This is a genomic window from Microbacterium pollutisoli (assembly GCF_053586795.1).
In genome coordinates this window covers 206,691-229,641 of sequence record NZ_JBNYWT010000002.1, presented here as the reverse complement: position 1 = coordinate 229,641, position 22,951 = coordinate 206,691, and the positions used below count along the sequence as shown (strand labels likewise).

Sequence of the window (22,951 nt, the reverse complement as noted above, 5' to 3'; positions counted from 1 at the left end):
CACTGCTATCGCGTCTCGAGCGAACCGCCGCGAGTTATGACACGGCGTTGCAGGCGCCAGCCCTCGGGCGTGCGCACGAACGTGTCGTCGTAGACACCCATCGCCGCCAGAGTGGGGATGTCGTGCGTGTCACGGTAGTAGCGGAAGTAGGCGCGGGACACCGCGGTGTCGCCGTCGACTTCAATGGCGATGCTCGACACGTCGTGACGGGTGTTCGACCCCGGCCCTTGGATGCCCGCAGCACGGCGAACATGCACACCGGCCAGCAGTGCGGCGCGGCCCTCGACCCGTTGCACGTCGAGCGGGAGACCCGTGGCATCCGTCAGATGCCATATCGCCTCCGGCGTGAAACAGCCGACATATTCGGCGGGCGAGCCCTCGTCGGCCAAGTGGGCGATCCGAGCCAGCAGGGTCGCGATCGCCTGGTGGTCGGCGAGCGCGCGCAGTGTGGCGGTCGTCACTCTGCCCCCTCCGCCCACTGCTCCAGGCGTGCCCGTAGTCCGTCCGGGATGCGGATGGGGCGCTGGTCCGGGGAGACGGTGACGACGGTGTTCGCGGCGCGTGCGACGAGCACGTTGTCGTCAACACGCGTCATCGCGAACTCGAAGCGGAACGAACTGGCGCCGATTCGGCCCACACGCAGGTCGATTCGGATCTGGTCGAACAGCCGCGCGGCGGCCAGGTACTCACACTCGGTCGCGCGTGACACGGTCCACCAGCCGAATTGCTCGACAAGGGTGTCCTGACGCATGCCCTGCAGAAACAGGAACTCCGACTGGAGCGCCTCCATCTTCGGGAACCACGCGGCGTAGTACAGGATGCCGGCGGGGTCGGTGTCGCCGTAACTGAGGCGCACCGTGTGGGAGTGGATCACTCCGCGGGCCGCGCCGTCGACGGACGCGATAGGAGGGGTGGTCATTGCGTCACTGTCCAACCGCCGTCCACGGGCAGGAACACTCCGTTGATGTAACCGGCGAGGGGGGAGAGGAGGAAAAGCGTGGCCCAGGCGATGTCATCGGGTGTCGCCATGCGCTTCAGCGGGATGCGCTGCAGCACCCGCTGGCCCGTGCTGCTCCCCGCGAAGCCGGTGAGGCGCGGTGTGTCGGTCATGCCCGGCGCCACGCCGTTGGAGCGGAATTCGGATGCCCGATGTGCGGCGAGGTGGCGCACATAGCCCATGATCGCCGCCTTCGAGGCCGAGTACCACGCGTTGTCGGTGCCGACGAGATTGCCGGCAACAGACGTCGTCGCGACCATCGCGGCTCCCTCGCCGGGGCCAGCGGCCGCCCAGGCGTCGGTCATGCGGCGGACGCTGCCAACGCAGATCTGGACTGCCCGATCGAACGGGATGTCCGCGCTGGAGGCAGGGCCGGCGTTGTTGTGCAGGTAGCGGATCCTGCCGAGCGTCTTCCCTGCGTCGACGAACCCAGCGGTCACGGCGTCGTCGTCCGATACGTCGGCGACCCAGGTGTGCACAGCCGGTGCGACGTCGCGGGCCATTGCAGCGGTCTCCTGTAGGCCGTTCGGATTGAGATCCCAGAGGCTCACCGCAAGACCCAATTGCCCTGCGCGAAGGGCCGTCGCCCTCCCGATTCCGCTGCCGGCGCCGGTGACCAGCACCACATCGCCATGGTTGAATCCGAGATCCGTCGTGCCCATGATGCTCCTTTGCCCAAGCGTTTGCTTGTTTGAAGCATAGTAGGCCCTGGCGTGCTCATCCTGCCCGCGCCTCCAGCAGCGGGTGCAGGAAGGTGCCGAGTTCCTCCGTCGAGTCGCAGAACGCGAGTGGGTGGACGATGACGGTGTCCGCTCCCGCTTCCCAAAGACTGACGGCCTCTGCCAGCGGGTGAACGACCCCGTCATCGCCGTGACGGGCACTCTCCGGGTGCAGAGTCACCGCCGCGGTGACGCGGAGGCGCTTCCCCATCGGGCTTGCCGCATGCAGGCGAGCGACGGATTCGGCGAACTCGTCCGTCGGCATCGGGGGCGGACTCCAGCCTTGCGCGAGGCGGGTGACTCTCTCGATGCCTACCGGAGTCAGCTTGATGCCGAGCGAGATGGGCAGATCAGGGCCGTGGGGTGGTAGCGGGTAGCTGTGGATCCCGTCGAAGTCGAGTCGAGGGCCGTGGTGCTCCGCAGGCCCACCGCGCCACAGTGCTCTGCACGCTTCGATCTGCTCCTCGAGCATCCCGAATCGTCTGTCGAAGTCGCGTTCAGCGGCGTCGTACTCTTGCCGTTGCCAGCCGACGCCGAGGGCCAACTCCAGGCGGCCGCCCGAGATCGCATCCACGGTGGCGATCTGCTTCGCAAGCAGCACCGCCGGGCGGAGGGGCGCGACCAGGACGTTGGTGCCCAGCCGCGACCGCTTCGTCGCGGCTGCGATGGCGGCCAAAGCCGTGAGCGGCTCGAACCACTGTGCGTGCAACGCGTGTGGGAAGCCCTCCCGCTCCGCGTGCGCCGTTTCGTGGATGGCGAGGTGATCCGGCAGCACCAGGACGTCGACGCCCATTTCATCGGCAAGACGTGCGTTGTCGAGAATCGCGGAGAACGAGCCGTCGCCCAGTCGCTCGGACGACATGAGATTGAGGGCGAGGCGCCGTCTGGTCATCGCAGCGGGCATGATGCATCGGTTCCTTGTTCAGTGCGCGGGGGGAGATGGGGCGCGGGTCGGACCTTCAACGACGGCTCAGGATGAACCCGCGATAGTCGTCGGCGGCGACGTTCTCGCAGTGATCGATGTACGTCTTGAAGCCGCCGATGTAGGGAAGGAATCCCCGCGCCTTCCCGACGATGTTGGCGCCGGTGTACCACGACGGAGCATCGCCGAACAGGGTGTTTCCCGCCAGTTCCAGCCCGTGGGCGGTCCAATCATCGGCAGCGTCCCGTCGCGCCTCGACGGATGTGTACCCGTGCTGTCGGCAGTGGTGGATGAGTCGCAGCGCATAATCGCCCTGTTGTTCCGACGTGAGCGCCATGTTCGAGAGCACGCTGGGGCTGCCGGGGCCGTTCAGCACGAGCAGGTTGGGGTAGCCGGGCAGAGCGACACCGAGGTATGTGCACGGCAGGTCCCGCCAGTCCTCGCGCAGGGATCTCCCGTCTCGACCCCGGATGTCGATGGCAGTGAGGGCACCGGTCATGGCGTCGAAGCCGGTGGCGTAGACGATCACATCGTGCTCGCGCATGCGCGCGGAGGTGCGGATGCCGGACGCGGTCACTTCTTCGATCGGCTCGGCCCGCAGATCGACGAGTTCGACCTGCGGGCGGTTGTATACCTCGTAGTAGCCGCTGTCCGTGCAGATGCGCTTCGTTCCGATGGGGTGGTCCCGTGGCGTGAGTACCGCGCGCACCGCGGGATCGACGACCTTCTCGGCGAGCTTGCGCTCGAAGAACACACGTGCCGCGTCGTTGATCTCGGGGTCCACGGTGAGGCCTTGGAAGGCCTTCGCGAACAGCACGCCGCCGCGGGTCCAGCTCTCCTCGAACACCGCCTCGCGCAGCGCTTCATCGGCTTCGGCGAACGGGGTCGGGTGGCTGGTCCAGGGAGACCCGGCGGTGCTGTTCCATGACAGTGACCGTCGTACCGCGAGGTCTGCCTGCTGGCAGGCCCACTCATCGTCCGTAATGGGACGGTTGAAGGCCGGCACGCTGTAGTTGGCGCTGCGCTGGTAGACGACCAACTCGGCGGCCGCGTCGGCAATCAATGGAATGGCCTGCACCCCGGACGAACCGGTGCCGATCACCGCGACCCGCTTGCCGCTCAGATCGACCGGGTCCTTCGGCCATGCCGAAGTTTGCAGGACCTGGCCTGCGAACAGGTCGCGGCCCGTGATGTCGGGGAGTTGAGGCTTCGACAGTCCGCCTGTCGCCATCACCAGCCAGCGTGCGGATACCATCATCCCCGATTCGGTGACCACTTGCCAGAGTTGCGCGACTTCATCCCAGACAGCGGATGCGACGCGCTCGCCGAACCGGAAGTGTCGACGCACGTCGAAGCGGTCGGCGACATGGTTGAGGTACCGGAGGATTTCGGGCTGTGTCGCGTAACGCTCCGTCCAGCGCCACTCGCGCTGCAGGTCATCGTCGAACGAGTAGGAGTAGTCGATGCTCTCCACATCGCAACGCGCGCCAGGGTACCGGTTCCAGTACCAGGTCCCGCCGACGTCATCCCCGGCTTCCAGCCCCAAGATATCGAGGCCGGCGTGCTCCGCGTGGATGGCGGTGTACATGCCGGCAAAGCCGGCGCCGACAATGATGAGGTCATGCTCTGGGGTGGTCATCGGTGCTCCTTCTTCGGGGAGGTGGTCAGGTGTTGGACGTCCGCCCAGAGCACGTCGCAGGCGGCTTCCGCGGGGCCGTATCCGGGGATGGTGACGAAGCCGTGGAACTGATCCGGATAGTGGCGTTGGAGAACGGGTACGCCGTCGGTGCGCAGGCGCTCAGCAAAAGTCCTGCCCTCATCGCACAGCGGATCCAGCCCGGCGGTGACGATGACGGCGGGTGGCAGGCCCTGCAGGTCGGTGACCGCCAGCGGGGTGACCTCGGGGGTGAAAGGATCTGTGCGATCACGCAGGTACGTTCGCCAGTAGTAGTCGAGCAGGCGCGAAGTGACGAAGTATCCGCTGCCGCGCGTGCGGTGACTGGCGCTCGACATTCGCGGATCGAGGAACGGGTACAGCAGTACCTGGCCGACGACCGGGCTGCGCCCTCGATCGTGGAGCGCGATTGCGGCCCCTGCGGCAAGATTCGCGCCTGCGCTGTCCCCGGCGACGAGCACCCCGTTCCCGGCGAAGCCCTCTGCCCGGGCCCAAGTGATGGCGGTGACCATGTCCTCACGCGCTGCCGGCGGTTCGGCCTCGGTCGCGACTCGGTACTCCACTGAGATGACCACCGATTGCGTGTGCCGCGACCAGCGGCGACAGAACCCGTCATGGCCCGCGACAGAGCCGTGCAGGAATCCCCCACCGTGTGCGTACACGGTCACCGGAGCGTCCTCGCGACGTGTGTGAGGGTGGTAGACGCGCACCGGAACGGCAGTGGAACCGACGGCCGCACGTGCGTCGTCCACGCGCGCGACGTCGTCGAGATTCATCGCGGGCCGAATGCGTGAATCCGCGGCGGCGCGCGCCTCGGCCGGTGCCATCGCCGCGAGATCGGGGAAGGTCCGGTTCAGCAGTTCAAGCATGCGCGCGGTCTCGGTCATGGGATCTCCTTCGATCTTTCGCGGCACTACGATATGACTAATAGTCATATTACGGTGTGGAATATGTCACGATTTGTGGAGGAGGTCAAGTGAGCATCGACGAGTCGGTCCCATCCGGCATCCATGACCTTCCCTCGACCAGTTGGGCGGTCCTGGGAATCCTGTCGTTCGGTACGGAACTGTCCGGGTACGACGTCAAGCGCTGGGCAGATCAGAGTCTGGCGTTCTTCTACTGGGCCCCGTCGCAGAGTCAGATCTACGCCGAACTGCGGCGGCTAGAGCGTCTCGGACTCGCCCAGTCGCGCGTCGAGCAGACCCACGAGGCGCGCAGTCGTCGACTGTACGAGATCACGGAGCATGGGGTCCACAGCATTCGCGGCTGGTTCGACGAGCTTCCCGCTGAACCCGTCGTGCTCAAGCACTCTCACATCCTTCGGCTGTGGGCGGCCCACAATGGTGACCTCGATCGACTGCGGCTCGCGCTCGCCGACTATCGCGAGCACGCGTTACGGAAGGCGGACGCGGCGGTCGCGCATGCCGTCGGAGCGAGGCGGGAGGATTCCTGGCGGTTCTCGAGTGTGGCGCTGGAGTGGTCGGAGCGCTTCTACCGTGATGAGGCAGCGCGCATCGACTGGCTGATCGCACGCCTTGCCGACATGTGATCATGCATTTCTAGATTCCGAAACCGCCGTCGACATCGAGTTTCTGTCCGGTGATGAATCCTGCCCGCGGAGACGCGAGGAACACCACTGCCTCGGCGATGTCGTCGGCGATGCCGAAGCGACGCAAGGGGATATTCGCCATGGCGGCATCGAGCGCCCGCTCGTCGAGATCGCCGGATGCCATCAGGCGCGCGGACATCCCGTCCCACAGCATCCCAGGGCCGACGCAGTTCACGCGTACCCCGAAACGTCCTTCCTCTGCCGCAAGGCCGCGTGCGAGTGCTTCGATGCCGCCCTTGGGTGCGGCCGAGAGCCCATCGCGGACCGGGTATCGCCGCGTCGCCGCGCTCGTCACGACGGTGAGCGAGCCTGAACTTGCGCGCAGGGCAGGCAGGAACGCCGAGGCGACCGAGAAGAATCCGACCAGGTCGTCGTCGATCTGGCGGGCGAACTGGTCGACGCCGACCTTTGACAGATGCACCATCGGTACGTGTGGGCCGGCGGCGTGCACCACGGTGTGCACGGCGCCGTGGCGGGCGAGGAGATCACGGGCGAGCGCCGCGACGTCGTCGGTGCGAACGTCCAGCTGATGTGCCTCCGCGCCGGCCCCGAGTTCGTTCAGCACCTCGTCCGGCGGTGTCGAGCGGTACGTGAGCGCCACACGGACTCCCTCGGAGGCCAGTCGACGAGCTACCGCGGATCCGATGCCGCCGCTGCCTCCCGTCACGACGGCGATACCCGGAAGGCCGCGGAACGAGTCGATCGGAGCGGTGTGCGAGATGTCCATGTCCCGGAACATAACAGGCATCCGTAAGGCATACCAAGCAATTGACCGGTTGGTCGTTGCTCAACACGGGAGAGTGTGATTAACTAAGCAAGCGTTTGGTCGCTCACTCAATGAAGAGAGGTTCGGATATGCGATTCAAGAGGCTCGCGGCAACTGCCGCCGGGATCGTCGTATCGACGATGGTGCTCGCCGGTTGCGCAGGAGACAGCACTCCCGCGTCGAACGGCGAAGAAGGATCGGCCGATGAGCCGATCCAGATCGTCGTCCTGGGCGGGTTGGGTGCTGAAGGCATTCTCGCCGACAATGCCACGACTGCCGTCACGGCGGCCCTGGCGTCTGTCGACGCAGTGAACGACAAGGGAGGAATTCTCGGCCGCGAGGTCGAGATCACGCACCTCGAGGACAACGCCGACCCGACGGTTGCCGTCACCAAGCTGCGTGAGTTCATCGCCACCGAAGGCAAGCCCGCGCTGGTCATGAACTCGGGCCCCTCGACCATCACCGAGGCTATGCTGCCGATCATGACGCAGAACGAGATCGTCTCGTTCAACATCGGTCCGACCGCCGGTTCCGGCGACCCGTCCGTCAACCCGTACAGCTTCGACCTGAGCGCGTCTGTGCCGGACTACCTCGCCTCATTCGTGGCAGAGATGAAGGACCGCGGCTACCAGGATGTGGCGATCCTGCACGGCTCCAGCGCCTACGGTGAGTTGTTCGGCGCCGACGGCGAGAAGGCGTTCACCGAGGCCGGTTTCACCGTCACCGGCAATGAGGGCTTCGACAACGCGGCGCTCGACATGACCGCGCAGCTCTCGGCGCTCAAGGCGGGCGATCCGGAGGTTCTGGTCCTCGACGCGTACGGTGCGCCCCTCGGATACGTGCTGCAGAGCCTCGAGAAGCTCGGGTGGGACGTTCCCGTCATGGGTAACACGTCGGTGTCGGCAACTGGGCTCATCGCGACTCCGGCGCCGGAGGGTGTGCTCGGCACGGACCAGGTGAAGAACCTGACGATGCAGGTCTACACGAGCACGCAGTACAACCCCGACGACACGAAAGTCAATGAGGCTGTCGAGCGCATGATCGCCGCCGGTGACATCAAGTCGTCGCTGATCCTGGCGTACAACTACGACGCCGCCCTGCTGTTCAAGGCCGCTGCCGAAAAGGCCGGCGGAATCGACGACGCTGACGCGCTTGTCGCCGCGTTGACCGACCCCGCGGTGCAGAAGGCCGCCGAGACGGCGATCCTCAGCAACTACGCGTTCACCGCCGAGGAGCACAGCCCGCACGTGACCCCCGACCAGTTCGCGTTCATTCCTCCGGGCGAGCTCGTCAACGGGCAGTTCCAGCCCTGACCGAGGCGGATGCCTCGACTGTGACCGGCGGCTCGGATCAGTCAGATCCGAGCCGCCGGTGCACCGATACAAAGATGTGATGGAAGGAACCCGACCTCAATGACGATCATCTGGTCCGGTCTCGCCCTCGGCGCGATCTACGCGCTTGTGGCGATCGGGTACAACATCGTCTTCCTGTCGCAGAAGACGTTCAACTTCGCGCAGGCCGCGCTCATGATGCTCGGCTCATTCGTGGCATACGTCGGCATCGTCGTTTGGGGCCTGCCGTGGTGGCTTGTCGGCATCGCCGCCGCCATCATCGTCGGCGCGATCGCTGCGCTCGAGGAGCGCATCGCGATCCGCCCCGTCAAGGACCCGCACAATCTGCTGGTGACCACGCTCGGCGCTTCCATCATCATGGAGGGTGTCGCCCAGGTCATTTGGGGTGGCGAGCCGAAGCGTGTGCCGTTCTTCATGGGCGACCAGGTCCTCGAGTTCCTCGGCGGCCGTGTGTACCCCGTCGAGCTGGCGCTGGTCGTGCTGGTGATCGTCATCGTCGTGATGCTCACGCAGTACGCGAAGCGCAGTATGACGGGCATCGCGCTGCTGGGGATGAGCGAGAACGCCGAAGCTGCACAGCTGCGCGGCGTGAACGTTCGTCGGTTCGCGCTGATCGCGTTCGTCTTCACCGGCGTGCTCGCCGGATTCCTCGGCATCTTCGTGGGGCCCAAGACGTACGCGGTGGCCACCCTCGGTGCATCGCTTGCTCTCAAGGGCTTCGTCGTGCTCGCGATCGGCGGTTTCGGTTCGCTGTGGGGCGTGCTGGTGGGGGGCCTGATCGTCGGCCTCGCCGAGGCCCTCGCGACCCGCTATATCGGTGCGGACTTCGCTGGTCTGACGGTCTTCCTCATCCTCATCGTGATCCTGATGGTCAAGCCGACGGGACTTTTCACCCGTCGTATGGAACGGGCGGTGTGAACAACATGGCGAATCTCTGGCTGCGGCTGCGCGCCGTTCCCGGGTGGATCTGGCCCGCCATCGTGGGGGCCGTGCTGCTGGCGCTCCCGTTCCTCGGGCTCAGCTATAGCGTGACTCGACAGATCGAGCTGACTCTGCTGCTCGCCCTCATCGTGGTGGGGCTCAACCTGTCGCTCGGATTCGCCGGGGAGCTGGCGATGGGCCAGGTGGCCATGTACGCCGCAGGTGCCTATGCCGCAGGCTTGGCCAACAAGGCTGGTCTCACTGACATCTGGCTGCAGATCCTCGTCGGCGCCGGAGTCGCTCTGGTGGTCGGTCTCATCTCAGGGATTCCCGGACTGCGTCTAGGCAGCTGGTCGCTGGCGATGACGTCGTTCTTCCTCATCCTGCTGGTGCCGGACGTGCTTTCGATCTTCAAGGCCGAGACCGGAGGCCGCAACGGGCTCGCCGGCATCATGCCCCCGACATCGTTCGGGCAGCTCATCGACGGCCGCACGTACTACCTGATCATCGTCGGTGTCACGATCGTGGTCTTCGCGTTGATGCGCAACATGGTCGTCTCAGGCCACGGCACTGCACTGCGGGTCCTGAAACAGAGCCCGGTGCTGGCTTCGTCGATGGGGATCTCAGTCTTCCGGGCCAAGCTCACCGCCTACGCGATGGGAGCCGTGCCGGCGGGCATCGCCGGGGCGCTGTTCGCGAACCTCGATCTGTTCATCTCGCCCGAGGCATTCGCGTTCTCCTTTGCGATGACGGTCTTGGCTGCTTCGATCTTCGGGGGCTCCGCCAGCATCTACGGCGCCCTGATCGGTGCGACGGTCCTGCAGTTCGGCATGAACCAGTCGACGAACTTCAGCCAGTTCGGTTTGATCATCTCGGGCGCCTTCCTGCTCATCGGAGGTGTCGCATTCACCGGTGGTCTGTCCGGGTTGCTGCGTAACCTGGTCCGTAAGGCTGATCATGCGGCCAAGGCGAAGGCGGGCCCGGTGGCGGTGGCCACGGCCCCCGCTGAGATCGACAAGCTCGAGGGCGCACTGCTGCGGACTGAAGGCGTGTCGAAGGCCTTCGGCGGCAACCAGGCGCTGTCCAAGGTGTCGATCGAGGCGAAGCCGGGAGCGGTTACCGCGATCATCGGCCCGAATGGGTCGGGGAAAACGACCCTGCTCAACATGATCTCGGGCTTCTACCGCGCAGACGCCGGGTCGATAACGCTTGATGGTCGGGCCATCCAGGGGCTTCCTTCATATGAGGTCGCGCGTCAGGGTGTCTCGCGCACCTTCCAGACCCCGAATATCCCTGAGAAGCTCACGGTGCTCGAAGCCGTGCAGGCGGGTCGCTACGCGGCCGACCGCGCCAGTGTGTTCGCGTCGGTGCTGCGCCTGCCGTCGTATTGGAAGGGGTTGCGGGAAGACCGAGAGCAGGCAGAGCGGGCCCTGGCGCTCGTCGGACTCAGCGCGCAGCGCGACGAAATGGCCGACTCGCTGCCGCTGGGCAACAGGCGACTCCTCGAAGTCGCCCGCAGCCTCGTCAGCTCGCCCAAGGTCGTCTTGCTGGACGAGGTCGCTTCCGGCCTGGACGAGGACGAACTCGAGATACTGGAGCAACTGGTCGTGCGGTTGCGTGACGCGGGGATGACCGTCATCCTCGTGGAGCACAACTTCCAGCTCGTGCTCCGCATCGCCGACGACATCTATGTACTCGCGCAGGGCACGGTGATGGCGCACGGGAATTCCGACGAGATCGAGAGCAATCCGCGAGTCATGGAAGAGTACCTCGGGGTCAGCCCGGAGGCGAGTGTGGCAGGAGCGGGTGACGATGAGTGAACTACTTCTTGACGTGTCGGGGCTGAAGACCGGCTATGGTGACCTGACCGTGGTGCGTGACGTGTCGATTTCGGTGCGATCCGGTGAAATCACGGTGCTACTCGGCCGCAACGGTGCCGGCAAGACCACGACCTTGCGAGCCATCACCGGGCTGAACAAGGTTTCCGGTGGCACCTTGTCGTACTTGGGACAGCCCTTGACCGATGCCCCGCACAAGCGCGTCGCCCGTGGCATCTCATACGTGCAAGAGGGCAAGAAGGTATTCCGTGAGCTGACGATCGAGCAGAACCTGTTGCTGGGCGGATTCTCGCGCGGATTGAGCAAGCGTGCGTTGGTTGATTCGGTGCACGAGATCTACCAGTTGTTCCCGGTTCTCGGCAGCAAGCGCTTGCTCCCGGCAGCGAGTATGTCAGGCGGTCAACAGCAGATGCTGGCTATCGGCCAAGCCCTGATGGCCAAGCCCCGCTTGCTCATCCTGGACGAACCGAGTCAGGGGCTGGCCCCGGTGATCGTCAAAGAGGTGATGGAGCGCGTGCACGAGTTGAAAGCCACGGGCATCGGTATTCTGCTCGTCGAGCAGGCTGTGCAGGAATCCGTGGCGATCGCCGATCAGGTTTCGGTCATCGAGATGGGTAGGACCACCCTGCATGGTGCGGCGGCCGACATCACGATCGACGACCTGCAGAAGGCGTACTTCGGCGCCGTCGCCTGACGAGAAGCCAGAAGAGGGGTGAGTTGCGACTCGCCCCTCTTCTGCGTTCTCGGGGCGCCGGCGTTTTCAGATGCCGGGGATCCTCGGGTAGCCGATGACCGTGTGCTGCTCGCGGCTGAAGGCGGTCGTCACGCGGTGCGCGATGCGCCAGCGTCCGTCGACTCGAAGGTACGTGACGTCATACAGCCCATGCATGGCCAATCGTGGAGCGCCGTCATCCCCGCTCCATGAGCCGTGGAATTCGAGGTGGATGCGCGCCGCGGCCGAGTCTCCCTCGACGGTCAGTTGTGGCAGGTGCAGGAAGTGGATGCCGTCGAACGGCGCATCACGGCAGTACTCGTCGAGGGCGCGTGTGCCCTGCACGAAGGTCAGCGGAGGCGCGTCGCCCACTGGGCGCGACTGGTAGATGCCATCCACAGTGAACAGCGAACTCCAGGTGGCTCCGTCGTGCTCGTCGAATGAGCGGGCATAGGTCGCCTCCAGCTCGATGATCTCCAGCCTGTCCTCCACCGCCCGCAGGCGCTCTTCGATGCGCTGATTCATGAGTACTCCTCTTTCATGAGGCCGCTCGCGCGACGGACGCGCTCACGACAGTGGACGAGCGGGTCTTCGGGTCCGCGGTAGCCGCGCGGACCCTCGCCTTCGGGATCGCGGATCCGGCCGGCATCCGAGCGTGTCCACTCGCGCACGGCAGTACGCTCGACGATGCGCCAACCTTCGGGTTCCCGTCGCAGATGGTCGAGATACCGGAAGCCGCTGGTGAAGTTCACGGCCGGGTCGTCGCGCGGAATGCCCCAGTGCACGGCGGTGCCGTACGTCTCGGCGAACGCGTGGTCTCCGTAGAGTTCGACGAGGTGATTGCCCACCAGGTGCATCGTGCCCTCGAACCGGGCGGTGCGCATGCGCAGCCACGCCACGAACTCATCCGCCGGACCGGAGAAGCCTGTGTGGTGGTCGACGCCGTCGTGAGCGTAGACGGCCCGAACAGCGGTGTAGTCAGCGCGGTCCACGGCGGAGCAGTAGCGCAGTACAAGATCGTGGATCCGCTGACGGTCCTGGAGGGCGGGCACAGTCTTCACGCGTGATCGGGCATGTTCGTCCACCCTCGCCCGGCGGCCTTTCCATACCAGCCGGACGCCGCGAGCGTTCCACCGTCGACGGGAATCGTGTGGCCGGTGACGAATGCGGCGTCGTCGGACGCCAGGAACGCGACGACCCCACCGAAGTCTTCCGGGCGACCGAAGCGACCGAGCGGAAGCCACGACCGCAGCAACGCGGGGTCCCGCCCTGCGAGCATGAGTTCTGCGCTGGTCTGGGGGGTGTCTGCCAGATCGGGCGCGATCGCGTTGACCCGGATGCCCGATGGGCCCAGCTCGACAGCCAGACTCTTCGTGAACGCCGATACGCCTGCGTTGTACGCGGAGTACACCGCGTGACCGGGGATGCCGCGGAACGCCTCCACGGTGGACACGTTGACGATCACGCCGCCCCCGGCGGCGATCATGCCGGGCAGAAGCGCGTGCGTGACGGTGAACACATGCCAGAGATTGAGCTCGTGCAGTCGGCGCCACTGCTCCGGTGGGCTCTTCGCGAAGAACGATTTCGCCGGGCGGAAGTCGCCTACGTTGTTGACGAGCACATCGGCGTGGCCGAAGTCGCGTTCTACGAGCTCGCGCAGTCGCGCGACCGTGCCCTCGTCGGTGATGTCGCCGATCAGCGCTGTGCCCCGCCCTCCGGCAGCGGTGATCTCGGTGAGGGCGCGTTCGGTGGCAGCTGCATCGACGTCGACGACCACGACGTGGTCGCCATCCGCAGCGAGCCGGCGGCTGATCCCGCCGCCGATGCCCTGTGCGCCGCCGGTCACAACCACTGTGCGCGTCCGCGCGGGAGCGTTCTCTGCAACACCCATGGAACAAACCTAGCATTTGGTTGGTAGCATGAACAGGCTGACGCAGAGAAGCGTCGAGACGCAGAGGAGGCGACATGAGTCTGGTCTTGGATCTCACGGGCCAAGTGGTCGCGGTGACCGGAGGCGGTCGTGGCGTGGGCCGTGGAGTGATCGAGGCATTTCTCGACGCGGGTGCCGACGTGGAGTTCTGTGGGCGGAGTGAACCCGACTCGCTCCCGGAGCGGGAGGGGCGTGCGGCACGATTTTCGGCTGTGGACGTACGCGACGCGGATCGGAACCAGGCATGGATCGCCGACATCGTCGATCGGCACGCCAGGCTCGATGTGCTCGTGAACAATGTCGGGGGATCTCCCTTCGGCCGGTTCGAGGCTGGGTCGCCCCGCTACTACCAGGCGATCACCGAGATCAATTTCCTCTCCGCCGCGGTCGCGACGAGGGCTTCCTACGAGGCCCTGCGCGCCTCATCGGGGAACGTGATCAACATCACCTCCATCAGCGCGCGCCGACCGAGCCCCGGCACAGCGATGTACGGGGCGGCGAAGGCCGCGCTCGAGAGCCTGACCCGAAGTCTGGCGGTCGAATGGGCTCCCGAGATCCGCGTGAACGCCGTCAGCAGCGGGCTGGTCGCCACCGAGAGCGCGGTCGATCACTACGGCACCCCAGAGCAGTATGCGGCGGTCGCCCGCACGATACCCCGGGGACGTCTGGCCTCGCCGCGCGAGCTCGGCGAGGTCTGCGTCATGCTCGCCTCACCCCTCGCCGCGCATGTCACGGGAGCCGTTGTGCCCGTCGACGGCGGCGGCGAATGGCCCGCATTCCTCAGCCACACACCCAACGCGGACATCGTGCAGCAAGCGGACCGCGTCGTCACCATCGGAGGACACTCATCATGACCGAAGCAGTCATCGTCTCAGCGGCCCGATCGCCCATCGGCCGCGCCTTCAAGGGCAGCCTCAAAGACATGCGCGCCGACGACCTCGCCGTCCAGATGATCGCCGCGGCGGTCAACGCGGTGCCAGGCTTCGACCCGCGCGAGGTCGTCGACCTCATGGTCGGGTGCGCCCAGCCTGCGGGTCCCCAGGGGTACAACATCGGGCGCATGCTCGCGCTGCAGCTCGGCTGGGACTCCGTGCCCGGCACCACCGTCAACCGCTACTGCGCCTCATCGTTGCAGACCACCCGGATGGCGTTCCACGCGATCAAAGCCGGGGAAGGCGACGTGTTCATCTCCGCCGGCGTCGAAGCTGTCTCGCAGTTCGGCTTGGGCAAAGCCGACGGGATGCCGGACACGAAGAACCCCCGCTGGGCGGCCGCTGCCGAACGCACGGAGCGGCAGGCCCAGGACGCGTCGTTCGTATGGTCTGACCCGCGCGAGAGCGGCGAACTCGCCGACATATACATCTCAATGGGTGACACGGCGGAGAACGTGGCGTCCTTCCGAGGGGTGTCTCGTCGCACACAAGACGAATGGGCCGTCCTCAGCCAGAACCGCGCTGAGGCGGCAATCACCCGCGGCTTCTTCGCGAAGGACATCACACCGGTCACGCTTCCCGACGGTACGGTGGTGGACGGGGACGACGGCCCGCGCGCGGGCGTCACCCTGGAGGGCATCAGCGGCATGCAGCCGGTGTTCCGGCCGCACGGCACGGTCACGGCGGCGAACTGCTGCCCGCTCAACGACGGTGCGGCAGCTCTGGTCATCATGAGCGACACCCGCGCCGCCGAGCTCGGCCTCACGCCCCTCGCCCGCATCGTGTCCACCGGCGTCTCGGCGCTCTCCCCGGAGATCATGGGGCTCGGGCCCGTGCAGGCCGTGCAACGCGCACTCGCCAACGCGGGGATGGGGATCGGAGACATCGACATCCTCGAGATCAACGAGGCGTTCGCGGCGCAGGTCGTGCCGTCGATCGAGGACATCGGCATCGATCCCGAGAAGGTGAACGTGAACGGCGGTGCGATCGCCCTGGGTCACCCCTACGGCATGACGGGTGCGCGCATCACGACGACCTTGTTGAACGCCTTGCGTGAACGTGACGAGCAGTTTGCGGTCGAGACCATGTGCACCGCCGGTGGTCAAGGCATGGCTATGGTGCTCGAGCGGCTCAGCTGAGCCCAGAGCGCACGCGCAGGGCCCCGTCGGAGTGACGGGGCCCTGCGTCGTCTCAGGCCATGCCGCGCAGTTCGGCCTTCAGGATCTTCCCGGTGGCATTGCGGGGGAAGTCTTCCACGAAGACGAACTCGCGAGGCACTTTGAAATTCGCGAGCTGTGTGCGGCAGAAGGCTTCGAGGTCGGCCGCGTGCGGGCGGGGGTCCGCGTTGTGCAGCAACAGCACATAGGCGCGTCCGACCGTGCCGAGACGATCATCATCGACACCGATGACGGCGGACTCGTTGACGGCGGGATGCCTGCGCAAAGCGTTCTCGACCTCCGCCGGGTAGACGTTGAATCCGCCGACGATGAACATGTCCTTGAGTCGGTCGGTGATCTTGAGGCAGCCGTGTTCGTCAAGTCGGCCGACATCGCCGGTGTGGAACCAGCCCTCGGCGTCGATCACTGCGTCAGTGGCCGCCTTGTCTTCGAAATAGCCCAGCATGACGCTGGGTCCACGAAGGAGGACCTCACCGTCGGTATCGACACCGGCGTCCGCACCGTTCTCGTCCACGACGCGGATCTCGACGCCCTCGACCGCCGGACCGGTGGTCTCCGCGGTGTGTGCGAGGGACTCCCCGGGACGCGACATTGTGGCGACCACGCACTCGGTGAGCCCGTACGCTTGGGCGACGCTCTCGAATCCGAGCACGTTCACCATGTCGTGGAACAGAGTCGCGGGAGCGGCCGTGGCTCCGGCGATCGCGAACCGCAGCGAGGACAGGTCGTATTCCCGGAGGCGCGGGTGGTCGATCAGAGAGGTGAAGATCGTCGGCACGCCGGGTAGCACGCTGATGCGCGCAGACTGCACCAGTTCGAGCAACGAGTCGGAGTCGAACACCGCCACCGGATAGATCGTCGTGCCCGCCATGAGCGAGGTGATCATGCCGGCCTTGTAGCCGAAGCCATGGAAGAAGGGGTTGACGACGGCGTAGCGATCCTCCCGGGTCAACCGCGCGCCCAGCGCCCATGCGCGTGCGACCGAGAGCGTCTGCCGGTGTGCGCTGAGCACACCCTTCGGTACGCCGGTCGTGCCCGAGGTGAAGAGCACGTCCATGATGTCGTCCATGGTGACCGCGGCTGCGACCTCGTCGATCTGGGCGCCCGTGACGGCGGAGGACCGCGCGAGGAAGTCCGTCCACGACAACACGCCTTCTGTGCTCTCGCCATCCAGTGAGACGACGGTGCGAAGGTGCGGCAGGCCGGTGATCGGCGCACCCTCAGTGCTTCGCTCGGCGGCAGCTGAGCGCAGTTGGCCGCTGTACGACTTGCCGAGGAACCCGTCTGCGAGCACCAGAGCGGTCGCGCGGGAACGGGCCAGGATCTCGGCCGCCTCCTGCCCGGTGTACCGCGTGTTCAGGGGAACGACAGCGATCCCGGCATACTGTGCGCCGAGCATGGCCAGGATGAACTCGTGTCGGTTCGGGGCCCACACGCCGATGCGGTCTCCCGGTGCGATGCCGTGAGCCAGGTAGGCGCCGGCGACGTCGCGCACACGCTGGTGCAGGTCGGCGTAGCTGATCACCACGTCGCCCTCGACGATCGCCGGGTGGTCGCCGAGCGTCGCCATCTCCGCGAGGAGGGCGGGGACGGTCGTGGCTTCCGAGACGGTCATGGTTTTCCTTTCCAGTAACATGCGTACACTCCGGCCGTGCGTTTCGGGAACTTGCTCCGGTACGGCAGACTTGAACAAGCGCTTGTGTCAGTAAGAGATTCGCCGAAGGAGCAGACATGGCAACGACTGCACGTGGGGGACGCCAGGAGCACAGCTCTGAGCGCCGCGAACAGATCCTCTCGATCGCGGCCCGACTGATCGCCCGTCGTGGGTACTCTGCCACGACGGTGCGTGACATCGCTGATGAAGCGGGGATCCTCTCCGGCAGCCTGTACCACCACTTCTCGTCCAAAGAGGCGATCCTGCAGGAGATCCTGCGCAGTTTCATGTCGGGCCTGCTCGGCCGCTTCGAGGAGATCGTCGCCGCAAGTGAAGGTCCGCGAGAAACGCTCGACAAGCTGATCGCGCACGCCTTCGCCACCATCGAGAGTCAGCCAGATGCCGTCGGCCTCTACCAGAACGAGTTGTCGTTCCTGGGCCGTCAGCCCGGATTCGAGTTCCTGGGGGAGCACAGCGAGAAGATCGAAGCTATCTGGCTGACGCAGATCGTGGACGGCCAGGCCAGTGGAGCCTTCCGTGATTCGATCGATGCGGCGATCGCCTACCGATTCATTCGTGACGCTGTGTGGTCGACCGTGGCGTGGTACCGCCCCGGGCGTGGGCACACGGCGTCCAGCCTCACGGACAACTTCCTCGACCTGCTGCACGGCGGTCTCCTCACGGATTGAGCGCGCGACGCGTCAGTTCGTGACCTCGCGCGTGCGGCTGCCGCGCGGGTCGAGCACCTCGCGGATCAGACGGAGTTCTTCCGTACTGGGCACGCGCGTCAGAGGGGCGTCGACCACGTCGATCGGGAAGCCGGTGTTGTCGACGACCGTCTGAGGATCCACGCCGGGGTGGATGGAGCGCACTTCGACGTGGCCGTCTTCGGCGAACCCGAATACGGCGAGGTTGGTGACGATCACGCCCAGGTGGTGGTGCTGAAGACCCGCCTGGCGTGCACGGTCGTTGCCGACACCCGAAACCATGTCGACCGTGTCGACGAACACCCGGGCACTGTGGCGAGCGACCCAGTAGTCGACGCGGTGATTCGCGGTGTTTCCGGGGGCGCCGCGCACACCGATCAGTTGCCGCTTGGGGTGCTTCCAGTCGCCGATCAATGAGATGTTCTGGTTGCCGAAGCGATCGATCTGGCTCGCGCCCATCATGCTTTGCCGACGACCGGTGGCGAGGATCTCGAAAATTCGGCGGAACGGCGCCCAACCTTCGATGGTCGGCTCGGGGGCCGCCGGATCGCCGGGTTGCGGCGGGTTGCTCAGAAAGAAGGCTTCGCCGTCGCTGAGCACGATCTCCGGCGCGGTGGTCAGGCGTGCGAGGCGAGCGCCGAGCGAGGGGACGATACCCACGGCGTGAGCGAGCACCTCGCCGGACTCTCGGTACGTGTCGGCGCAGGCGGCGACGCAGATCTCGGCGATGGTGGCATCGGTGGTCATGACTCTCCTCGGTCAGCGTGGAACTGGGCGACGGCCGCGTGGTAACCGGCCTCATCGGTCTGCAGGAAGGTCTGTTCGAAGTCGGCCCAGGACTGCGGGTCCTTCGCGGCGGATGCGTAGTGCTTCTGGAACGCTTCGTCCCGGCCGTAGTCGGGTGCGCACGTGGTGAAGTGGGCGCCGCGCGGCGCCTCTACGACGGCGGACGTGTAGATGCGGCTGAACAGCAGCGTGTGGAACGAGCCTTCGTCGAGCAGCGCCGACGTGGGCACAACCTTCTCGGCCGAGACGATGGTGCGCTTCGCGGCCATTGCGAGCAGGTCATCGAAGTACGGATCCGGTCCCAGATACTGCGCATTGCCCTTCTGGTCTGCCCGGTTCACGTGCACGAGCGCGACATCGAGATTCAGTGCGGGGACGGCCACGTACTCGGCATCCGAGTAAGGAGACCGCACTGTGCGTAGGCGCGGGTTGGCGGGAAGGACGTCGGACCCGATTCCCGCGAGGATCGGCAGGAAGTCGAGTCGTGCACCCGCGGCGCGCAGGCCGGCGACGAACATCCCCTCGTCGTACTCCTCGAGCTCGAGTTCGCCGCGTTCGCGTGCCTGTGTGAAGAGCGGGTCGAGCGGGATGCTGTCGAGCGAGACGAAACCGCAGATCAATCGCCGGATGCGCCCGGCGGCGGAAAGCAGTCCGACGTCCGGCCCGCCGAACGCGACGACGGTCAGATCCGTCAGGTCGTCGCGGCGCAGTATCTCGCGCACGAGCGCCATGGGTTTACGCCGGGACCCCCAGCCTCCGATGCCGATGGTCATTCCGCTCTCCAAGGTGGCCACGGCCTCCTCGATGCTCAACCGCTTGCCGGACATCGCTGCTCCTTCGCATCTGCAAACCTAGCGCTTGTTTGGGAAACACACTAGCATGGGCGGAGGATGAGCAGCGAAGGAGCTGGTGTGACCCAGGAACCCGCGATCGAGCATGTGGTCGTCACCGGAGGGGCGAGCGGTATCGGTGACGCCGTGGTCGCGCTGCTCCTGGCCCGAGGGATCGAGGTCACCGTATTCGATCTCGTCGAAAATCCCCGGCCGAATGTGCGCACCATGCTCGTCGATGTGCGGGACGAAGCGGCGGTCGAGGAGGCGCTGACGGTGGCGTCCGACTGTGCACGTGTGCGAGGGCTGGTCGCCTGTCATGGCATCCGTGGCGCGTTCGTGCCCGCGCTCGACATCGAACTCGACAACCTTCGACAGCTGTACGACATCCACGTCGTGGGGACATTGGCGGTCGCGCGGGCGATGGTCCGGCGACTCGAGGGCCGAGAGGGGGCGATCGTGCTGGTGTCGTCGACGACGGCATACCGGGGCTGGGCGAACCAGACCGACTACGGCACTGCCAAGGCGGCCGTACGCCAGCTCATGGAAAACCTCGCCGTCGAATGGGCGCCCCTGGGGGTACGCGTCAATGCGGTGGCGCCGGGGCACACCCGCACGCCCATGGTCGAGGACATGGTTTCGCGGGGCTATGACCTGACTCGTGTGGAACAGCGCACCCCTCGGGGTGCGCTGGCGTCGCCCGAGGAGATCGCCGCGGCCATCGTGTGGATGCTGTGCGATGCCTCGCACGTGCTCGGTCAGTCTCTGCCGGTCGACGGCGGGTGGACGGTGGTGGGGCGATGAGGATGGCCGGAGTCCGATCGATCGCGGACCTGCGAGTCTCGTCCGTGGGCATGGGGGCGATGACGCTCACCCAGACCCTGGAGGTCGACCAGGAGCGCGCGGTTGCCACCGTGCACGCGGCTCTCGATGCGGGTGTGACCCTGTTCGACACTGCCGACAGTTATGGGCCCATCGGTGCGATGGGGATCAACGAACGGGCGATCATCGCCGCGCTGCGGGCGCGTCCCGACTCCCTCTCCCGTGTCATCCTCGCAACGAAGGGCGGTCATACCCGCGGCCCGAACGCGACGTGGTGGATCGATGGCAGTCCTGCCCATCTCGGGAGAGCCGCGCGCGCATCGCTGCGCCGACTCGGGTTCGAGGCGTTGCCGCTGTACCAGTTGCACCGGCCGGATCCGAAGGTGCCCTACGAAGATTCGCTGGGCGCACTCCGTGCGCTGGTCGATGAAGGCATCGCCCTCCGGATCGGTGTCTCGAATGTCGACGAGGCCCAACTGCAGTCCGCCGTGGACATCCTCGGGACAGCCCTGGTCAGTGTCCAGAACGAGTACTCGCCGCTTGAGCGGTCCCACGCGCCTGTCCTGCGGATGTGTGAGCGCCATGACCTCGCCTTCCTCGCGTGGGGTCCGTTCGGTGGTATGCGTGCGGCCAAGGGACTCGGCGAATCCGCACCGGCATTCCAGCGCGTGGCGGACAGACACGGCGTCAGTGTGCAGCGCGTCGCGCTAGCCTGGCTGCTGTCGTTGTCGCCGCGCATGATCCCGTTGCCGGGCGCCAGCCGCCCTGAGAGCATTCGCGATTCCGTGCGGGCGAGCCGGTTGCAACTCGATGAGGAAGACCACGGGCTGCTGGCCGCTGACATCCCGGGAGCGGATGGCGTGGGGGCGTCCCTGCGCTCACCCCGCGAAGGCGCTGCGGAGCATGCTCAGTGAGGCTCTTCCAGGAGTTCTACGCGGACATCGTCGGGCCCGAGCACGTATACGTAACGGTAGCCTTCGAGCGGGCCGGCCGTGGCCGTCGCGGCGTCCGACAGGGGGCGGTAGCCGAGGCTGGTGACGCGCTCGAGCGCCGCGTCCATGTCATCGACGACAATCGCGGGATGCGCTGCGCCCGCGCGTCCGTTGTCCGGATCGGTCGGACGCTGCGGCACGCCGCGGTACTCGGCCAGCTCGATGTAGACTCCGTCGCCCGTGCGGATGAACGTGAGATGGATCTCGGCTCCCGGGTAGCCCGTGACCGCTTCGACTGCAGCGCCATGCTTCACCAGCGGCCCGGTCACCGTGCCCCCGGTGACGGCAGCGTAGAAAGCCGTGGCGGCTGCAGTGTCGCTGACAGTGAGGCCGATGTGGTGGATTCTGGTCATCCGGTCTCCAAACAAACGCTTGTTAGATAACTATCTCGGAGGAAACCCATGGACGCAATGCCCATCATCGATCTCGTCGGCAAGGTCGCTCTCATCACCGGTGCCGCGGGAGGGCAAGGACGATCGCACGCGCGCACGTTCCGCGCGCTCGGTGCGCGTCTGGTGCTGACCGATCTGGACGGCGACGCGGTGCGGGAATTCGCAACCGAGTTCGGCGACGATGCGGTCGGACTCGCGCACGATGTATCTTCGGCGGACGCGTGGCACGAGGTCGCAGAGGCCGCCGCTGCGAAATTCGACCGCGTCGACGTGCTGGTCAACAACGCTGGGTTCTGTCCTGAGGGACCGCTCGCCGAGACCCCCGAGCAGGTGATCCGACTCACGCTCGACGTGAACCTCATCGGACCCATGCTCGGCGTCCAGGCGATCGTGCCACTCATGTCCGAGGGGGCGTCGATCATCAACATCGCCTCTACCGCCGGTGTTGCGGGCTACGCGAACCGCGTGCCTTACTCGGCATCGAAGTGGGGCCTGCGCGGGGTGTCGAAGGCGCTCGCCCGAGAATTGGCGGATCTGGGCATCCGCGTGAACAGCGTGTGCCCGGGCGCGGTGGACACCCCGATGATCTCGGAGGACACTCGTGCCGGTGTCGGCTTCATCACACGCATTCCGATTCCGCGCGCCGGACGCCCCGAGGAGATCACCAATATGGTGGCCTTCCTGGCCAGTGATGCGAGCAGCTACTGCACCGGTCAGGACTTCATCGTCGACGGCGGACAGGTGGCGTGAGCACCACCCTCGGATTCGATGACTGGCGGGCGATCACCGACGTGATCGCCCGCTACGCGCGGTATGCGGACGAGCGCCGCTTCGCCGACATGGCGAGGCTGTTCACCGCCGACGGGCGGATGCTGATGTTCCGGCCCGGTCGGGACGTCCCTTCTCAGACGGCGCAGGGACGCCCCGAACTGACCGCCGCATTCGGTGTCCTTACGGACTTCGCCGTCACGAGCCATGTGCTGGCGCCCAGCAGCGTCGAGATCGACGGGGGCACCGCGAAGGCCCGGACGACCTGCGTGTCGCATCACATCACCGAGGGAGAGGGCGGCCGCGTCCGGTTCACCCTCTGTGACCGGTACGACGACACCCTGGTGCGGGAAGGAGAGTGCTGGCTCTTCCGCGAACGGCGCAAGCACACTGACTGGACGGAGCGCGTCCTGCTGCGGTGAGTGGACGGCGGAGGCGGCGATTCTTGC

26 protein-coding genes are annotated in these 22,951 nt (G+C 66.2%); 12 read left to right on the top strand and 14 right to left on the bottom strand.

Annotated features, from left to right (window positions below; translation table 11 throughout):
• Positions 1-5: 5 nt before the first annotated feature.
• The 6 genes from ACQ143_RS05885 to ACQ143_RS05860 are packed head-to-tail and all read right to left on the bottom strand — an operon-like array spanning position 6 to position 5,200.
• Positions 6-461 (bottom strand): nuclear transport factor 2 family protein, encoded by a 456-nt coding sequence (locus ACQ143_RS05885; RefSeq protein ID WP_449569775.1) that lies wholly within the window; start codon positions 459-461, stop codon positions 6-8.
• A complete protein-coding gene (locus tag ACQ143_RS05880; RefSeq protein ID WP_449569774.1) occupies positions 458-919 on the bottom strand; it encodes an acyl-CoA thioesterase in 462 nt (153 codons plus the stop codon). Before ACQ143_RS05880 ends, ACQ143_RS05885 begins: the two co-directional genes overlap by 4 nt.
• Positions 916-1,659, bottom strand: coding sequence for an SDR family NAD(P)-dependent oxidoreductase (locus ACQ143_RS05875; protein WP_449569773.1), 744 nt, complete (start codon positions 1,657-1,659; stop codon positions 916-918). The genes ACQ143_RS05880 and ACQ143_RS05875 overlap by 4 nt, the downstream gene beginning before the upstream one ends.
• Positions 1,660-1,714: 55 nt before the next feature.
• On the bottom strand, positions 1,715-2,620 hold the full coding sequence (locus ACQ143_RS05870) for a TIGR03619 family F420-dependent LLM class oxidoreductase (protein ID WP_449569772.1): 906 nt from the start codon (positions 2,618-2,620) through the stop codon (positions 1,715-1,717).
• Between the two features lie 55 nt (positions 2,621-2,675).
• Positions 2,676-4,277 carry a flavin-containing monooxygenase gene (locus ACQ143_RS05865; protein WP_449569771.1) on the bottom strand — a complete coding sequence of 534 codons (1,602 nt, stop codon included), beginning with the start codon at positions 4,275-4,277 and terminating at the stop codon, positions 2,676-2,678.
• The gene (locus ACQ143_RS05860) at positions 4,274-5,200 is read right to left on the bottom strand and encodes an alpha/beta hydrolase (RefSeq protein WP_449569770.1); all 927 of its coding nucleotides are present in this window, start codon (positions 5,198-5,200) and stop codon (positions 4,274-4,276) included. Before ACQ143_RS05860 ends, ACQ143_RS05865 begins: the two co-directional genes overlap by 4 nt.
• Positions 5,201-5,289: 89 nt before the next feature.
• Between ACQ143_RS05860 and ACQ143_RS05855 the strand changes: the two genes are divergently transcribed.
• Positions 5,290-5,862 (top strand): PadR family transcriptional regulator, encoded by a 573-nt coding sequence (locus ACQ143_RS05855; protein WP_449569769.1) that lies wholly within the window; start codon positions 5,290-5,292, stop codon positions 5,860-5,862.
• Between the two features lie 10 nt (positions 5,863-5,872).
• Here the strand turns inward: ACQ143_RS05855 and ACQ143_RS05850 are convergent, their stop codons facing one another.
• A complete protein-coding gene (locus ACQ143_RS05850) occupies positions 5,873-6,649 on the bottom strand; it encodes an SDR family NAD(P)-dependent oxidoreductase (RefSeq protein WP_449569768.1) in 777 nt (258 codons plus the stop codon).
• A 128-nt stretch (positions 6,650-6,777) separates the two neighbouring features.
• Here ACQ143_RS05850 and ACQ143_RS05845 point away from each other — a divergent pair, with 128 nt between their 5' ends.
• From ACQ143_RS05845 to ACQ143_RS05830, 4 genes are all read left to right on the top strand, one after another.
• Positions 6,778-8,001, top strand: a complete 1,224-nt coding sequence (locus ACQ143_RS05845; RefSeq protein WP_449569767.1) for an ABC transporter substrate-binding protein — start codon at positions 6,778-6,780, stop codon at positions 7,999-8,001.
• A gap of 99 nt (positions 8,002-8,100) precedes the next feature.
• Positions 8,101-8,958 carry a branched-chain amino acid ABC transporter permease gene (locus ACQ143_RS05840; protein WP_449569766.1) on the top strand — a complete coding sequence of 286 codons (858 nt, stop codon included), beginning with the start codon at positions 8,101-8,103 and terminating at the stop codon, positions 8,956-8,958.
• A 5-nt stretch (positions 8,959-8,963) separates the two neighbouring features.
• Entirely contained in the window at positions 8,964-10,781 is a 1,818-nt protein-coding gene (locus ACQ143_RS05835; protein WP_449570137.1) for a branched-chain amino acid ABC transporter ATP-binding protein/permease, read from the top strand.
• Entirely contained in the window at positions 10,774-11,493 is a 720-nt protein-coding gene (locus ACQ143_RS05830) for an ABC transporter ATP-binding protein (RefSeq protein ID WP_449569765.1), read from the top strand. The genes ACQ143_RS05835 and ACQ143_RS05830 overlap by 8 nt, the downstream gene beginning before the upstream one ends.
• Positions 11,494-11,559: 66 nt before the next feature.
• Here ACQ143_RS05830 and ACQ143_RS05825 read toward each other — a convergent pair whose 3' ends face one another.
• From ACQ143_RS05825 to ACQ143_RS05815, 3 genes are read right to left on the bottom strand one after another with little or no spacing between them, the layout of a single operon-like run.
• Positions 11,560-12,036 (bottom strand): nuclear transport factor 2 family protein, encoded by a 477-nt coding sequence (locus ACQ143_RS05825; protein ID WP_449569764.1) that lies wholly within the window; start codon positions 12,034-12,036, stop codon positions 11,560-11,562.
• Entirely contained in the window at positions 12,033-12,563 is a 531-nt protein-coding gene (locus tag ACQ143_RS05820) for a nuclear transport factor 2 family protein (RefSeq protein ID WP_449570136.1), read from the bottom strand. Before ACQ143_RS05820 ends, ACQ143_RS05825 begins: the two co-directional genes overlap by 4 nt.
• Positions 12,564-12,568: 5 nt before the next feature.
• Positions 12,569-13,402 (bottom strand): SDR family NAD(P)-dependent oxidoreductase, encoded by an 834-nt coding sequence (locus tag ACQ143_RS05815; RefSeq protein ID WP_449569763.1) that lies wholly within the window; start codon positions 13,400-13,402, stop codon positions 12,569-12,571.
• A gap of 74 nt (positions 13,403-13,476) precedes the next feature.
• Here ACQ143_RS05815 and ACQ143_RS05810 point away from each other — a divergent pair, with 74 nt between their 5' ends.
• A complete protein-coding gene (locus ACQ143_RS05810) occupies positions 13,477-14,295 on the top strand; it encodes an SDR family oxidoreductase (protein ID WP_449569762.1) in 819 nt (272 codons plus the stop codon).
• Positions 14,292-15,512 (top strand): acetyl-CoA C-acetyltransferase, encoded by a 1,221-nt coding sequence (locus ACQ143_RS05805; RefSeq protein WP_449569761.1) that lies wholly within the window; start codon positions 14,292-14,294, stop codon positions 15,510-15,512. The genes ACQ143_RS05810 and ACQ143_RS05805 overlap by 4 nt, the downstream gene beginning before the upstream one ends.
• Positions 15,513-15,564: 52 nt before the next feature.
• Here the strand turns inward: ACQ143_RS05805 and ACQ143_RS05800 are convergent, their stop codons facing one another.
• Positions 15,565-17,166 (bottom strand): AMP-binding protein, encoded by a 1,602-nt coding sequence (locus ACQ143_RS05800; protein WP_449569760.1) that lies wholly within the window; start codon positions 17,164-17,166, stop codon positions 15,565-15,567.
• 116 nt (positions 17,167-17,282) lie between these two features.
• On the opposite strand from ACQ143_RS05800, the gene ACQ143_RS05795 reads away from it, so the two are divergent.
• Entirely contained in the window at positions 17,283-17,894 is a 612-nt protein-coding gene (locus ACQ143_RS05795; protein WP_449569759.1) for a TetR/AcrR family transcriptional regulator, read from the top strand.
• 12 nt (positions 17,895-17,906) lie between these two features.
• Here the strand turns inward: ACQ143_RS05795 and ACQ143_RS05790 are convergent, their stop codons facing one another.
• Positions 17,907-18,659, bottom strand: a complete 753-nt coding sequence (locus ACQ143_RS05790) for a CoA-transferase subunit beta (protein WP_449569758.1) — start codon at positions 18,657-18,659, stop codon at positions 17,907-17,909.
• Positions 18,656-19,525, bottom strand: a complete 870-nt coding sequence (locus ACQ143_RS05785) for a CoA transferase subunit A (protein ID WP_449569757.1) — start codon at positions 19,523-19,525, stop codon at positions 18,656-18,658. The genes ACQ143_RS05790 and ACQ143_RS05785 overlap by 4 nt, the downstream gene beginning before the upstream one ends.
• A gap of 84 nt (positions 19,526-19,609) precedes the next feature.
• Here ACQ143_RS05785 and ACQ143_RS05780 point away from each other — a divergent pair, with 84 nt between their 5' ends.
• Positions 19,610-20,332, top strand: a complete 723-nt coding sequence (locus ACQ143_RS05780) for an SDR family NAD(P)-dependent oxidoreductase (RefSeq protein WP_449569756.1) — start codon at positions 19,610-19,612, stop codon at positions 20,330-20,332.
• Positions 20,329-21,264, top strand: coding sequence for an aldo/keto reductase (locus ACQ143_RS05775; protein WP_449569755.1), 936 nt, complete (start codon positions 20,329-20,331; stop codon positions 21,262-21,264). Before ACQ143_RS05780 ends, ACQ143_RS05775 begins: the two co-directional genes overlap by 4 nt.
• Here the strand turns inward: ACQ143_RS05775 and ACQ143_RS05770 are convergent.
• Complete coding sequence (locus ACQ143_RS05770; protein WP_449569754.1) at positions 21,258-21,695, bottom strand: VOC family protein; 438 nt, start codon at positions 21,693-21,695, stop codon at positions 21,258-21,260. The two genes, ACQ143_RS05775 and ACQ143_RS05770, sit on opposite strands and share 7 nt — an antisense overlap.
• Before the next feature lie 48 nt (positions 21,696-21,743).
• Here ACQ143_RS05770 and ACQ143_RS05765 point away from each other — a divergent pair, with 48 nt between their 5' ends.
• Entirely contained in the window at positions 21,744-22,484 is a 741-nt protein-coding gene (locus ACQ143_RS05765; protein ID WP_449569753.1) for an SDR family NAD(P)-dependent oxidoreductase, read from the top strand.
• A complete protein-coding gene (locus ACQ143_RS05760; protein ID WP_449569752.1) occupies positions 22,481-22,924 on the top strand; it encodes a nuclear transport factor 2 family protein in 444 nt (147 codons plus the stop codon). Before ACQ143_RS05765 ends, ACQ143_RS05760 begins: the two co-directional genes overlap by 4 nt.
• The last annotated feature ends 27 nt before the right edge of the window (positions 22,925-22,951 follow it).